Annotated in this window: 10 protein-coding genes; 4 read left to right on the plus strand and 6 right to left on the minus strand. The window is 60.7% G+C overall.

Annotated features, from left to right (window positions below; all coding sequences use genetic code 11):
- Positions 1–130: 130 nt before the first annotated feature.
- The 6 genes from prpD to QMK51_RS19200 all read right to left on the minus strand — a co-directional run bounded on the left by prpD (position 131) and on the right by QMK51_RS19200 (position 8,754).
- Entirely contained in the window at positions 131–1,615 is a 1,485-nt protein-coding gene (prpD, locus tag QMK51_RS19175) for a 2-methylcitrate dehydratase (RefSeq protein WP_320391256.1), read from the minus strand.
- Positions 1,616–1,818: 203 nt separating this feature from the next.
- Positions 1,819–3,021 carry a 2-methylaconitate cis-trans isomerase PrpF gene (prpF, locus tag QMK51_RS19180; protein WP_320391257.1) on the minus strand — a complete coding sequence of 401 codons (1,203 nt, stop codon included), beginning with the start codon at positions 3,019–3,021 and terminating at the stop codon, positions 1,819–1,821.
- Between the two features lie 51 nt (positions 3,022–3,072).
- Positions 3,073–5,670 (minus strand): Fe/S-dependent 2-methylisocitrate dehydratase AcnD, encoded by a 2,598-nt coding sequence (gene acnD, locus QMK51_RS19185; RefSeq protein ID WP_320391258.1) that lies wholly within the window; start codon positions 5,668–5,670, stop codon positions 3,073–3,075.
- Positions 5,671–5,873: 203 nt separating this feature from the next.
- Positions 5,874–7,001, minus strand: coding sequence for a 2-methylcitrate synthase (gene prpC, locus QMK51_RS19190; RefSeq protein WP_320391259.1), 1,128 nt, complete (start codon positions 6,999–7,001; stop codon positions 5,874–5,876).
- A 143-nt stretch (positions 7,002–7,144) separates the two neighbouring features.
- The gene (gene prpB / locus QMK51_RS19195; RefSeq protein ID WP_320391260.1) at positions 7,145–8,035 is read right to left on the minus strand and encodes a methylisocitrate lyase; all 891 of its coding nucleotides are present in this window, start codon (positions 8,033–8,035) and stop codon (positions 7,145–7,147) included.
- Positions 8,032–8,754: a GntR family transcriptional regulator gene (locus tag QMK51_RS19200; protein WP_413817497.1), complete on the minus strand. Its 723-nt coding sequence runs from the start codon at positions 8,752–8,754 to the stop codon at positions 8,032–8,034. The genes prpB and QMK51_RS19200 overlap by 4 nt, the downstream gene beginning before the upstream one ends.
- Before the next feature lie 297 nt (positions 8,755–9,051).
- Between QMK51_RS19200 and QMK51_RS19205 the strand changes: the two genes are divergently transcribed.
- The 4 genes from QMK51_RS19205 (at position 9,052) to pabB (ending at position 13,655) form a co-directional block, all read left to right on the plus strand.
- Entirely contained in the window at positions 9,052–9,588 is a 537-nt protein-coding gene (locus tag QMK51_RS19205; RefSeq protein ID WP_258696786.1) for an ATP-dependent zinc protease, read from the plus strand.
- Between the two features lie 5 nt (positions 9,589–9,593).
- A complete protein-coding gene (locus QMK51_RS19210) occupies positions 9,594–11,129 on the plus strand; it encodes an inactive transglutaminase family protein (RefSeq protein WP_320391261.1) in 1,536 nt (511 codons plus the stop codon).
- Entirely contained in the window at positions 11,129–12,115 is a 987-nt protein-coding gene (locus QMK51_RS19215; protein ID WP_320391262.1) for an alpha-L-glutamate ligase-like protein, read from the plus strand. Before QMK51_RS19210 ends, QMK51_RS19215 begins: the two co-directional genes overlap by 1 nt.
- 202 nt (positions 12,116–12,317) lie before the next feature.
- On the plus strand, positions 12,318–13,655 hold the full coding sequence (gene pabB / locus QMK51_RS19220) for an aminodeoxychorismate synthase component I (RefSeq protein WP_320391263.1): 1,338 nt from the start codon (positions 12,318–12,320) through the stop codon (positions 13,653–13,655).
- Positions 13,656–13,668 lie beyond the last annotated feature (13 nt).

Genomic DNA, 13,668 nt, shown 5'->3' on the forward strand with positions numbered 1-13,668 from the left:
GCGACAGTTACACCGCCATCGCGAGCAGGCTCGCTCCCACATTTGAACGGTGTCGCACACAGATCATGTGTCCGCTGAAGAGCCAATGTGGGAGCGAGCCTGCTCGCGATTGAACGATGACGCGGTGCAACTAGATCACAAACAAATCCACAAACCGATTCACCGCCGTCTCCTCAAGCCGCGCCTGATCCTTGCACAACGCAAAGATCTCGGCACTTCGCTGAGCCGTGAAACGCGTTGCCAGATTGGCCTTGAACTTGTCTTCCAGCAGCGGGATACCATCGGTGCGGCGACGACGATGGCCAATCGGGTACTCCACTACCACGTTTTCGGTGCTGGAGCCGTCCTTGAAAAACACCTGCAGCGCATTGGCGATGGAGCGTTTGTCCGGCTCCAGGTATTCGCGAGTGAAGCGCGGGTCTTCGACGATGACCATTTTGTCGCGCAGCACGTCGATGATCGGATGTGCGACGTGGAAATCGTCTTCGTACTGCTCGGCCACCAGATTGCCGAAGGCCAGCGGTACGGCGGTCATGTACTGGATGCAGTGATCGCGGTCCGCGGCATTGGCCAGAGGGCCGACCTTGGAGATGATGCGGATCGCCGATTCGTGGGTGGTGATGACAATTTTGTCGATTTCGTGCAGGCGGTTTCTGACCAGCGGGTGCAGGGTGACGGCGGCCTCGCAGGCCGTTTGCGCATGGAACTCGGCGGGAAAGCTGATCTTGAACAGCACGTTTTCCATCACGTAGCTGCCGAACGGCCGGGAAAAGCTGAAGGCACGTTTGTCTTCAGGCTTGAGCGCCAGGTCGTTGTTGGTGTGGCTGAACAGCACATCGTAGAACCCCCATTGTTTGGCGGTCAGTACGCCGGGGATGCCCATTTCACCACGCATAGCGATGTCCGCCAGACGCACGCCACGGCTGGATGCATCCCCTGCCGCCCAGGACTTTCGCGACCCGGCATTCGGCGCATGCCGGTAAGTGCGCAGCGCCTGGCCGTCGGCAAACGCGTGGGACAACGCCGACAGCAGTTGCTCGCGGTTGGCGCCCATGAGTTTGGCGGTGACGGCGGTCGAGGCGACTTTCACCAGAATCACGTGATCGAGGCCAACGCGGTTGAACGAATTTTCCAGGGCGATAACACCTTGAATCTCGTGAGCCATGATCATGGCTTCCAGCACTGCGCGAACGGTCAACGGTGCGTCGCCATTGGTCAAATATTTTTGCGACAGGTGATCGGCCACCGCGAGAATACCGCCCAGGTTGTCGGACGGATGCCCCCATTCAGCAGCGAGCCAGGTGTCGTTGTAATCGAGCCAGCGGACGATGCAACCGATGTCCCACGCGGCCTTGACCGGATCGAGACGATAACTCGTACCCGGCACGCGCGCACCGAAAGGCACGACCGTGCCTTCGACGATCGGCCCCAGGTGTTTGGTGCACTCGGGAAAACGCAGGGCCAACAGACCGCAGCCGAGGGTGTCCATCAGGCAGTTGCGGGCGGTATCAAGCGCCTCTGAAGATTGGATTTTGAAATTGAGGACGTAGTTGGCGATGTCCTGCAGGACCGTGTCGTAGTCGGGGCGGTCGTTCAGGTCGACGTTGGCGCTCATGTTCGATTCACTCGGTCAGTGGTTCGCTGATGGGACCTCGGTTCAGGTTAAATCTCAGTCAGTCGCTACTTTCTTATTTTGGTAATCGAGATCAACTGTGGGAGCGAGCCTGCTCGCGAAGGTGGTGTGACAGGCAACATTGATGCTGAATGTCATGGCCTCTTCGCGAGCAGGCTCGCTCCCACATTGGTTCTGTGTCCGGTTTAGAAACAGTCACCCGGCACACGGACGTAACCTTCCATCAACACCCGCGCACTGCGGCTCATGATGGCTTTTTTCACGGTCCACTCGCCGTTGACCTGGCTGGCCTCGGCGCCCACGCGCAAGGTGCCGGAGGGATGACCGAAGCGCACGGCGTTGCGTTCGATGCCGCCCGCCGCCAGGTTGACCAGCGTGCCGGAAATCGCCGCCGCCGTGCCGATGGCCACTGCTGCCGTGCCCATCATCGCGTGGTGCAGTTTACCCATGGACAGCGCGCGCACCAGCAAATCGACGTCGGTTGCCGCAATCGCCTTGCCGCTGGAGGCGACATAATCCGCCGGCGTGGCGACGAACGCCACCTTCGGCGTGTGCTGACGCTTGGCCGCTTCGTCCAGGTGCTGAATCAGCCCCATGCGCAGCGCGCCGTAAGCGCGGATGGTTTCGAACATCGCCAGGGCTTTCAGGTCGCCGTTGATCGCGCCCTGCAACTCGGTGCCGGTGTAGCCGATGTCTTCGGCGTTGATGAAAATCGTCGGGATGCCGGCGTTGATCAGAGTGGCCTTGAGCGTACCGACGCCCGGCACTTCGAGGTCATCCACCAGATTGCCGGTGGGGAACATCGAACCACCGCCCCCCTCTTCTTCCGCCGCCGGGTCCATGAATTCGAGCTGCACTTCGGCCGCCGGAAAAGTCACGCCGTCGAGTTCGAAATCGCCGGTTTCCTGGACCTCACCGTTGGTGATCGGCACATGGGCGATGATGGTCTTGCCAATGTTGGCCTGCCACACGCGCACTACCGCCACACCGTTGTGCGGAATGCGGCTGGCGTCCACCAGGCCGTTGCTGATGGCGAACGAACCGACCGCCGCCGACAGATTGCCGCAGTTACCGCTCCAATCGACGAAGGGCTTGTCGATGGAGACCTGACCGAACAGGTAATCGACGTCGTGATCGGCCTTGATGCTTTTCGACAAGATCACGGTTTTGCTGGTGCTGGATGTCGCACCACCCATGCCGTCGATTTGCTTTTCGTACGGATCGGGGCTGCCGATCACCCGCAGCAATAACGCATCGCGAGCCGGCCCTGGAATTTGTGCCGCTTCGGGCAAGTCTTGCAGGCTGAAGAACACGCCTTTGCTGGTGCCGCCACGCATATAGGTGGCGGGGATCTTGATCTGCGGTGCAATTTGAGATGCGTGAGCCATATTGATCCTGTAGGCCAGCGCGGGACTCAAGATCCCGCGCGGCTCATCGTGTTAAACGGCAACCGCCGATTCTTCGAGGAAGTCTTGAGCGAAACGCTGCAACACGCCGCCGGCCTCGTAGATCGAGACTTCTTCGGCCGTGTCGAGGCGGCAGGTCACCGGCACTTCGACGCGCTCGCCGTTCTTGCGGTTGATCACCAGCGTCAGTTCGGCGCGCGGGGTGCGCTCACCGATCACGTCGTAGGTTTCGCTGCCATCGATGCCCAATGTCTTGCGGTCGGTGCCCGGCTTGAACTCCAGCGGCAACACGCCCATGCCCACCAGGTTGGTGCGGTGGATGCGCTCGAAACCTTCAGCGGCAATCGCTTCCACACCCGCCAGGCGCACGCCTTTGGCCGCCCAGTCCCGGGACGAACCCTGGCCGTAGTCCGCGCCAGCAATAATGATCAGCGGCTGCTTGCGTTCCATGTAGGTTTCGATGGCTTCCCACATGCGCATCACTTTGCCTTCCGGCTCGACGCGAGCGAGAGAACCCTGCTTGACCTTGCCGTTTTCCTGAACCATTTCGTTGAACAGTTTCGGGTTGGCGAAGGTTGCGCGTTGCGCGGTCAGGTGGTCACCGCGGTGCGTTGCATAAGAGTTGAAGTCCTCTTCCGGCAGGCCCATTTTCGCCAGGTATTCGCCCGCCGCGCTGTCGAGCATGATCGCGTTGGACGGCGACAGGTGATCGGTGGTGATGTTATCCGGCAGCACCGCCAAGGGGCGCATGCCCTTGAGCGGACGAGCGCCAGCCAGCGCGCCTTCCCAGTACGGCGGACGGCGGATGTAGGTGCTCATCTCGCGCCAGTCATACAGCGGCGTGACCTTCGGACCGGTGTCTTCGTGGATGGCGAACATCGGGATGTACACCTGACGGAATTGCTCCGGTTTGACCGAAGCTTTCACCACCGCGTCGATTTCTTCGTCGCTCGGCCAGATGTCTTTCAGGCGGATTTCCTTGCCGTTCGCGTCCAGGCCCAGCACATCTTTTTCGATGTCGAAACGGATGGTCCCGGCGATGGCGTAAGCCACCACCAATGGCGGCGAAGCCAGGAACGCGTTTTTGGCGTACGGGTGAATCCGCCCGTCGAAGTTGCGGTTACCGGACAGCACTGCCGTGGCATACAGATCGCGGTCGATGATTTCCTGTTGGATCACCGGGTCCAGCGCGCCGGACATGCCATTGCACGTGGTGCAGGCGAAAGCCACGACGCCGAAGCCGAGTTGCTCCAGCTCTTTGGTCAGCCCGGCTTCATCCAGATACAGCGCCACGGTTTTCGAACCCGGCGCCAGCGAGGATTTGACCCACGGTTTGCGGGCCAGCCCGAGCTTGTTGGCATTGCGCGCCAGCAGGCCTGCGGCAATGACGTTGCGCGGGTTGCTGGTGTTGGTGCAACTGGTGATGGCGGCGATGATCACCGCGCCGTCCGGCATTTGGCCGGGAACGTCGTCCCACTGGCCGGAGATGCCTTGCGCCGCGAGATCGGACGTGGCGACACGGGCGTGCGGGTTGCTTGGACCTGCCATGTTGCGCACCACCGAGGACAGGTCGAAGCTCAACCCGCGCTCGTATTGCGCGCCTTTGAGGCTGTCGGCCCACAGGCCCGTGGTCTTGGCGTAGTTCTCGACCAATTGCACCTGCTCGTCTTCACGGCCGGTGAGTTTCAGGTAGTCGATGGTCTGCTGGTCGATGTAGAACATCGCCGCCGTGGCGCCGTATTCCGGAGCCATGTTGGAGATGGTCGCGCGGTCGCCCAGGGTCAGGTTTGATGCGCCTTCGCCGAAGAATTCCAGCCACGCGCCGACGACTTTTTGTTTGCGCAGGTATTCGGTCAGCGCCAGCACCATGTCGGTGGCGGTGATGCCCGGCTGCAGTTTGCCAGTGAGCTCGACGCCGACACTTTCCGGCAGACGCATCCACGATGCGCGACCGAGCATCACGCTTTCCGCTTCCAGACCACCAACACCAATGGCGATCACGCCCAGCGCATCGACGTGCGGGGTGTGACTGTCGGTGCCGACGCAGGTATCAGGGAAGGCCACGCCGTCACGCACCTGGATCACCGGCGACATTTTCTCCAGGTTGATCTGGTGCATGATCCCGTTGCCCGGCGGGATCACGTCGACGTTCTTGAACGCCTTTTTGGTCCAGTTGATGAAGTGGAAACGGTCTTCATTGCGACGGTCTTCGATGGCGCGGTTCTTTTCGAACGCCTCAGGATCGAAGCCACCGCGCTCAACAGCCAGGGAGTGGTCGACGATCAGTTGCGTCGGCACCACCGGGTTCACTTGCGCCGGATCGCCGCCTTGCAGGGCGATGGCGTCGCGCAGGCCGGCGAGGTCCACCAGGGCGGTCTGACCCAGAATGTCGTGGCACACCACGCGGGCCGGAAACCACGGGAAGTCGAGGTCGCGTTTGCGCTCGATGAATTGCTTCAAGGATTCGGTGAGCGTGGCCGGGTCGCAGCGACGCACAAGGTTTTCCGCCAGCACGCGGGAGGTGTACGGCAGGGTGTCGTAGGCGCCGGGCGCAATGGCATCGACCGCCGCACGGACGTCGAAATAATCCAGGTGGCTGCCGGGCAGCGGTTTGCGGAATTCTGTGTTCATCGTCAGGACTCGGTCACGGTGGTTTCAAAGGGTGGGGCCTGGCGCAGCTATTGAAGCAAACACAATCCACTGTGGGAGCGAGCCTGCTCGCGATAGCGATATATCAGCCGACATAGATGTTGAATGTCAGTCCGTCATCGCGAGCAGGCTCGCTCTCACAGGGTTTCCGGCTCCTTCAGTACCTCGCGCCAGTGCTCCCCCAGTCAGCGTTGTTCGATTGGCACGAACTTGCGCTGTTCGACGCCGACGTACTCGGCGCTCGGACGGATGATGCGGTTGTTGGCACGTTGTTCGAACACGTGGGCCGCCCAGCCGGTCAGGCGCGAGCAGACGAAAATCGGCGTGAACAACTTGGTCGGAATGCCCATGAAGTGGTACGTCGAGGCATGGTAGAAGTCGGCGTTCGGGAACAGTTTCTTCTGTTCCCACATGGTTGCGTCGATGGCTTCGGAAACCGGGAACAGCACGGTGTCGCCCACTTCGTCGGCGAGTTTTTTCGACCAGCCCTTGATCACCTCATTGCGCGGATCGTTGTCTTTATAGATCGCGTGGCCGAAGCCCATGATCTTGTCCTTGCGCGCCAGCATGCCAAGGGTGCCCTCGACCGCCTCTTCAGGCGACGAGAAGCGTTCGATCATTTCCATCGCCGCTTCGTTGGCGCCACCGTGCAGCGGGCCGCGCAGGGAGCCGATGGCCGCCGTGATGCAGGAATACAGATCCGACAGGGTCGAGGCACACACCCGGGCGGTGAAGGTCGAGGCGTTGAACTCGTGTTCCGCGTAGAGAATCAGCGAAACGTTCATCACCTTGACGTGCAACTCGCTCGGCTTCTTGTCATGCAACAGGTGCAGGAAATGGCCGCCGATGCAGGCTTCGTCGGTCACGCAGTTGATGCGCTTGCCGTCGTGACTGAAGCGATACCAGTAGCACATGATCGCCGGGAACGCGGCCAGCAGGCGGTCGGTTTTGTCGTGTTGCTCGGTGAAGTCTTGCTCGGGCTCGATGTTGCCCAGAAACGAGCAACCGGTGCGCATCACGTCCATCGGATGGGCGTCGACGGGGATGCGCTCCAGCACTTCTTTGAGCGCTTGCGGCAGGTCACGCAGTTTGCTCAGCTTCTGGGTGTAGGCAGCGAGTTGCGCCTTGGTCGGCAGTTCGCCGTACAGCAGCAGATAGGCCACTTCTTCGAACTGTGCGTCAGCCGCCAGTTCGCGAACATCGTAGCCGCGATAGGTCAGGCCGGCGCCCGACTGGCCCACGGTGGACAGTGCGGTTTGCCCGGCCACCTGGCCACGGAGCCCGGCGCCACTGAGTACTTTTGCTTCGGCCATTGCTGTCTCCAGTTTTTGAATTTGTCAGGGAATCTGCAATTTTTGGGTGATGCCGAAAAGATCGCAGCCTTCGGCAGCTCCTACATTGACCGAGCCTGACGACATCTCTGTAGGAGCTGCCGAAGGCTGCGATCTCTTGATCTTTATTTCTTCGCGGCAAACAACGCATCGAGCTTCTGCTCGAACGTGTGGTAATCGATACGATCGTAAAGCTCCATGCGCGTCTGCATGGTGTCGATGACATTCTGTTGCGTGCCGTCGCGGCGGATCGCGGTGTAGACGTTTTCCGCGGCCTTGTTCATCGCGCGGAACGCCGACAGCGGGTACAGCACCAACGACACGTCGGCAGCAGCGAGCTGCTCGGTGGTGTACAGCGGCGTCGCGCCGAACTCGGTGATGTTGGCCAGGATCGGCGCTTTCACGCGGCTGGCGAACAGTTTGTACATTTCAAGTTCAGTGATCGCTTCCGGGAACACCATGTCGGCGCCGGCCTCGATGCACGCGGCGGCGCGATCCAGCGCAGACTCCAGACCTTCCACCGCCAAAGCGTCGGTGCGGGCCATGATCACGAAGCTATCGTCGGTGCGAGCGTCGACGGCGGCCTTGATGCGGTCGACCATTTCCTGCTGCGAGACGATCTCCTTATTAGGACGATGGCCGCAGCGCTTGGCGCCGACCTGGTCTTCGATGTGAATCGCCGCCGCGCCGAACTTGATCATCGACTTCACGGTACGGGCGACGTTGAACGCCGAGGAACCGAAACCGGTGTCCACGTCTACCAACAGTGGCAAGTCGCAGACGTCAGTGATGCGACGCACGTCGGTCAACACGTCATCCAGGCCGGTAATCCCCAGGTCCGGTACGCCGAGGGAGCCGGCAGCCACCCCGCCGCCCGACAGGTAAATCGCCTTGAAACCGGCGCGCTTGGCCAGCAGTGCGTGGTTGGCGTTGATCGTGCCTACCACTTGCAGCGGATGCTCGCTGGCGACCGCATCGCGGAAACGCTGGCCTGGAGTGCTCTTGCTGGAACTCATGACTCACCTCGTTCAGTGGCTGTCGGGTTAGCGCCGTCCTGATAGTGACGGGCGATATTGCGTTTGGAGGCGCCGATGTGACGGCGCATCAACAACTCGGCCAATTCACCGTCACGGTCGGCGATGGCATCAAGAATGCGGTGATGCTCGGCAAACGCCTGGCGCGGCCGATTGGGCGTGGTGGAAAACTGGATGCGGTACATGCGCACCAACTGATAGAGCTCGCCACAAAGCATCTGGGTCAGGGTGCGGTTGCCGCTGCCCTGGATGATCCGGTAATGAAAGTCGAAATCGCCTTCCTGCTGGTAATAGCCGACGCCTGCCTGAAATGCCGCATCGCGCTCATGGGTTTCGAGCACCCGGCGCAGTTCGTCGATTTCTTCGACCGTCATGCGTTCGGCCGCCAGACGGCAGGCCATGCCTTCCAGGGATTCGCGAATTTCGTAGAGCTCCAGCAGCTCGGCGTGGCTCAGCGACACCACCCGCGCCCCGACGTGCGGCACGCGAACCAGCAAGCGCTGGCCTTCCAGACGGTGAATCGCCTCACGCAACGGCCCGCGACTGATGCCGTAGGTGCGCGCCAGCTCCGGTTCGGAGATCTTGCTGCCCGGGGCGATCTCACCCTTGACGATAGCCGCCTGAATGCGTCGGAAGACATTTTCGGAAAGTGTCTCCGAGTCGTCCTGAACCGCGACCGGGGGATCGAGTTGATCCAGCATATTGTCGACACCTTGAAAACCAATGTGGCAAAAACTAGCGAATAAGACCAGTTACGTCAAAGGATAAATAGGTATTGTCGACAATCGTCTAATAACTGGCCGCACCATAACGAAGCAGAACCCCTGTTTATAGCCGCCCGCCAGCGCTGGCGCCATAAAACCACCGTGCTAGAATGCCGCCCGCATTTGCTTGTCATCTGCATTGCCGGTCATAAAAAGTGGACAGGCATACGAGGGAGCTTGTGCAGCAATGCCAGGGCCTTGAATTGAAGAACGGACCGCTGCGCATCAGGATTTATGAGACTCAAGCTCTTCACCACATTCCTTTGTCTTCTTGGCCTGTCAGGTTTCACCGCGGCAGGGGAAAAGACTGTGTACGGCCTCAATGAGTACGCTTCGCTGGACGGCATCAACCTGGAAGTCGCCGCCAAACTCGACACTGGGGCGAAAACCGCTTCGTTGAGCGCTCGCGACATCAAGCGTTTCAAACGCAATGGCGAATCCTGGGTGCGTTTCTATCTGGCCATCGACGCCGCGCATTCGCACCCAATCGAACGACCTCTGGCCCGTGTCAGCAAGATCAAGCGCCGGGCCGGCGACTACGACCCGGAAGAAGGCAAGAAGTACACCGCCCGTCCGGTCATCGAGCTGGATATTTGCATGGGTTCGGCTTTACGCAGTATCGAAGTGAACTTGACCGACCGCAGTGCCTTCCAATACCCGCTCTTGATCGGCTCCGAGGCGCTCAAGCGCTTCGACGCGCTGGTTGACCCAAGTCTTAAATACGCTGCTGGCAAACCTGCCTGCGCCACCGACGCACATACCGCAGAGTAATTCCAATGCGCTCTCTTACCCTCCACCTGAAATTGCTGATCGCCATCCTGGTGGTGCTGGGCATTTCAGTTACGGCCTATCAGATTTTCGTGCTCGGAATTCCGGTAACCGAAGACGCCACGGACGACTTGTGGAACATCGACGCCAAGGTCGAGTTCGTCGCCAACGCCAAAGACCCGATCAAGATCCAGATGTTCGTGCCGCCGCTGAGCCGCGACTACGTGAGCCTCAACGAGAGTTTCATTTCCAATAACTACGGCGTGGCGGTGAACCGCGTCGACGGCAACCGCAAGGTCACCTGGTCGGCGCGTCGGGCCAAAGGCAACCAGACCCTTTATTACCGTCTGGTGCTGACCAAGCGCTACAGCGGCGAAAAATCCAAGGTCAAAGGGCCGACCTTCCGCGACAGCATCGCCGTCGAAGGCCCGGAAAAAATCGCTGCCGAAGCCCTGCTCGCACCGATTCGCCAGCATTCGGCCGACGTCGAAACCTTCATCGGCGAAGCCATCAAGCGCGTCAACAATCTCAACGATGACAACGTGAAACTGCTGCTGGCGGGCGATCCGTCCACCGTGAACAAAGCCAAAATCGTCGAGCTGGTACTGTCCATCGCCCACGTGCCGGTGGAAAAGGTCCACACCATCCGCCTGGTGGCCGATCAGCCGCAAATGCCTGAACTCTGGTTGCGCAGCTTCAACGGCACCGACTGGCTGTACTTCAACCCGGAAACCGGGGAACAGGGTCTGCCCACTGACCGTTTGCTGTGGTGGACCGGCGATGAAAACCTGATCACCGTCGATGGCGGCAAGAAAGCCAACGTCACGTTCAGCCTGAACAACAGCGAAATGAACGCCATTCGCCTGGCCAAGTTGACCGACGAAAACTCCGACGCCAATTTCCTCGATTACTCGCTGTACGGCCTGCCGCTGGAAACCCAGCAGACCTTCATGATCATGGTGATGATCCCGATCGGCGTGCTGGTGATCCTGATCCTGCGCAACCTGATCGGCATTCAGACACTCGGCACCTTTACCCCGGTGCTGATCGCCCTCGCCTTCCGGGAAACCCAGCTCGGCTTCGGCATCGTGCTGTTTACCATCATCACGGCGCTGGGGCTGTCGCTGCGCTCCTACCTTGAGCACTTGAAGCTGCAAATGCTGCCTAGGCTGTCGGTGGTGCTGACCTTCGTGGTGGTGCTGATCGCGGCGATCAGCCTGTTCAGCCACAAACTCGGCCTGGAACGCGGGTTGTCGGTGGCGCTGTTCCCGATGGTGATTCTGACCATGACCATCGAACGCCTGTCGATCACCTGGGAAGAGCGCGGTGGCGGCCACGCGATGAAAGTGGCGATCGGCACTCTGTTCGCCGCCTCCCTGGCGCACCTGATCATGAGCGTGCCGGAGCTGGTGTACTTCGTGTTCACCTTCCCGGCGGTCCTGCTGATTCTGGTGGGCTTCATGCTGGCCATGGGTCGCTATCGCGGTTACCGCCTGACCGAACTGGTGCGTTTCAAGGCTTTCCTCAAGGAGGCTGACGCCTGATGTTCGGTCTCTGGAAGACCTGGAAAGCCCTGGAGGCCCGGGGCATCATGGGGATCAATCGGCGTAACGCAGACTACGTGCTCAAGTACAACAAGCGCAGCCTGTACCCGATCGTCGATGACAAGATCATCACCAAGGAGCGCGCCATCGCCGCCGGCATCCACGTGCCAGAGCTGTACGGCGTGATCTCCACCGAGAAGGAAATCGACAACCTCGGCGAGATCATCGGCGGGCGCACCGACTTCGTGATCAAACCGGCCCAGGGCGCCGGCGGTGACGGCATTCTGGTGATCGCCGACCGCTTCGAAGGCCGCTATCGCACGGTGTCGGGCAAGATCATCAGCCACGAGGAAATCGAGCATCAGATTTCCAGCATCCTGACCGGCCTGTATTCCCTGGGCGGTCACCGTGACCGTGCATTGATCGAGTACCGCGTGACCCCGGACCAGATCTTCAAAAGCATCAGCTATGAAGGCGTGCCGGACATCCGCATCATCGTGCTGATGGGCTATCCGGTGATGGCCATGTTGCGCCTGCCAACACGCCAGTCCGGTGGCAAAGCCAACCTGCACCAGGGCGCCATCGGCGTCGGTGTCGATCTGGCCACCGGCCTGACATTGCGCGGCACCTGGCTGAACAACATCATCAACAAACACCCGGACACCACCAACGCGGTGGACGGCGTGCAACTGCCCTACTGGGACGGCTTCATGAAACTCGCCGCCGGCTGTTATGAGCTGTGCGGGCTGGGTTACATCGGTGTCGACATGGTGCTCGACCAGGAAAAAGGCCCGCTGATTCTTGAGCTTAACGCCCGGCCCGGGTTGAACATTCAAATTGCCAACGATTGCGGATTGACGTTACGTACCCACGCGGTCGAAGCGCGACTGGAAGAATTGAAAGCGCGCGGGATAACCGAAACGGTGCAGGAACGCGTGGAGTTCGTTCAGGAAATGTTTGGGCATATTCCAGCGGTTGAGGGCTGATCCAAGACCGAGGTGCTGCCATCGCGAGCAGGCTCGCTCCCACAAGGACCGCGCTAAACCCTGTGGGAGCGAGCCTGCTCGCGATGGCTGACTGACAGTCACTAAAGCTCTCAACCTGCCAATCCCCGACATCCCCTCTAGGAGCAAATCCTGCAGAGGACTACAATCGCTCCCCCGCCTCGATGGCTGATCTGCCCCGCCCATGTTGACCTGTTCCGTACACCCGCTGCCCTATCGCGCCAACCCCGCCGAGTACTTCGCGGCGATTCGTCATGCCCCCGGTGCCGTGCTGCTCGACAGCGGCCGGCCGAGCGCCGAGCGCGGGCGTTATGACCTGCTCAGCGCCTGGCCGCTGGAGCAACTGGCTGTATTACCGAATGAAAGCGGCAGCCATTTCCTGCAACGCCTTCGCGACAACCTGACCCGACTCGGTGAAGCCACTGTTCCTGTCGACCTGCCTTTCGCCGGTGGCCTGATCGGCTACCTGAGCTACGACTTTGGCCGGCATCTGGAACACCTGCCGAGCCAGGCGCGGGACGACCTGCATTTGCCCGATGCACGTTTCGGGCTGTACGACTGGGCACTGATCAGCGATCACCACCTGGCCACCAGTCAACTGGTGTTCCACCCGACGCTGATCGACAGCGAACGACAGCGACTGATCGAACTGTTCACCCAACCGGCACCTCAGAAAGTCCAGCCTTTCAAACTGGACGGCCCGATGAACGCCGACCTGAGCGCCGATGACTATCGGCAGGCTCTCGAACGCATTCAGCAGTACATCCAGGCCGGCGACTGCTATCAGGTCAACTTCGCCCAGCGCTTTCGCGCGCAATGCCAGGGCGATCCGTGGGCCGCCTATTGCGCGCTGCGGGCGGCGTGCCCGACACCGTTTTCCGGCTTCCAGAGCCTGCCCGACGGCGGCGCCGTGCTGAGCCTGTCGCCGGAGCGTTTCGTCAAAGTCAGCGAACGCCACGTCGAAACCCGCCCGATCAAAGGCACCCGCCCCCGCGGGCTGACCGCTGCCGAAGATGCGGCGAACGCCGCCGAACTGCTGGCCAGCCCCAAGGACCGCGCGGAAAATCTGATGATCGTCGACCTGCTGCGCAACGACCTCGGTCGTACCTGCCGCATCGGCTCGGTGCGGGTGCCGGAGCTGTTCAGCCTGGAAAGCTATCCGAACGTGCATCATCTGGTGAGCAGCGTTACCGGCGAGCTGGCGGATGACAAGGATGCGCTGGATCTGATCGCCGGCAGCTTCCCCGGCGGTTCGATTACCGGCGCGCCGAAGATTCGGGCCATGCAGATCATCGATGAGCTGGAACCGACCCGTCGTGGGTTGTACTGCGGTTCATTGCTGTACCTGGACGTGCGCGGGGAGATGGACAGCTCCATCGCCATTCGCAGTTTGTTGGTCAAGGATGGGCAGGTGTGCTGCTGGGGCGGCGGCGGGATCGTCGCGGATTCGGATTGGCAGGCGGAGTATCAGGAATCGATTACCAAGGTGAAGGTGTTGCTCGATACGTTGCAGAGCCTCTGATACCGCACTTTTA

This window comes from Pseudomonas sp. P9_31 (assembly GCF_034008235.1).
In the GTDB taxonomy this organism is placed as follows: Bacteria; Pseudomonadota; Gammaproteobacteria; order Pseudomonadales; family Pseudomonadaceae; genus Aquipseudomonas.

What these genes read in the sequence shown, in the direction of transcription:
- prpD (WP_320391256.1), bottom strand. Translation starts at nt 1,615, where the DNA reads ATGAGCGCCAACGTCGACCTGAACGACCGCCCCGACTACGACACGGTC.
- prpF (WP_320391257.1), bottom strand. Translation starts at nt 3,021, where the DNA reads ATGGCTCACGCATCTCAAATTGCACCGCAGATCAAGATCCCCGCCACC.
- acnD (WP_320391258.1), bottom strand. Translation starts at nt 5,670, where the DNA reads ATGAACACAGAATTCCGCAAACCGCTGCCCGGCAGCCACCTGGATTAT.
- prpC (WP_320391259.1), bottom strand. Translation starts at nt 7,001, where the DNA reads ATGGCCGAAGCAAAAGTACTCAGTGGCGCCGGGCTCCGTGGCCAGGTG.
- prpB (WP_320391260.1), bottom strand. Translation starts at nt 8,035, where the DNA reads ATGAGTTCCAGCAAGAGCACTCCAGGCCAGCGTTTCCGCGATGCGGTC.
- QMK51_RS19200 (WP_413817497.1), bottom strand. Translation starts at nt 8,754, where the DNA reads ATGCTGGATCAACTCGATCCCCCGGTCGCGGTTCAGGACGACTCGGAG.
- QMK51_RS19205 (WP_258696786.1), top strand. Translation starts at nt 9,052, where the DNA reads ATGAGACTCAAGCTCTTCACCACATTCCTTTGTCTTCTTGGCCTGTCA.
- QMK51_RS19210 (WP_320391261.1), top strand. Translation starts at nt 9,594, where the DNA reads ATGCGCTCTCTTACCCTCCACCTGAAATTGCTGATCGCCATCCTGGTG.
- QMK51_RS19215 (WP_320391262.1), top strand. Translation starts at nt 11,129, where the DNA reads ATGTTCGGTCTCTGGAAGACCTGGAAAGCCCTGGAGGCCCGGGGCATC.
- pabB (WP_320391263.1), top strand. Translation starts at nt 12,318, where the DNA reads ATGTTGACCTGTTCCGTACACCCGCTGCCCTATCGCGCCAACCCCGCC.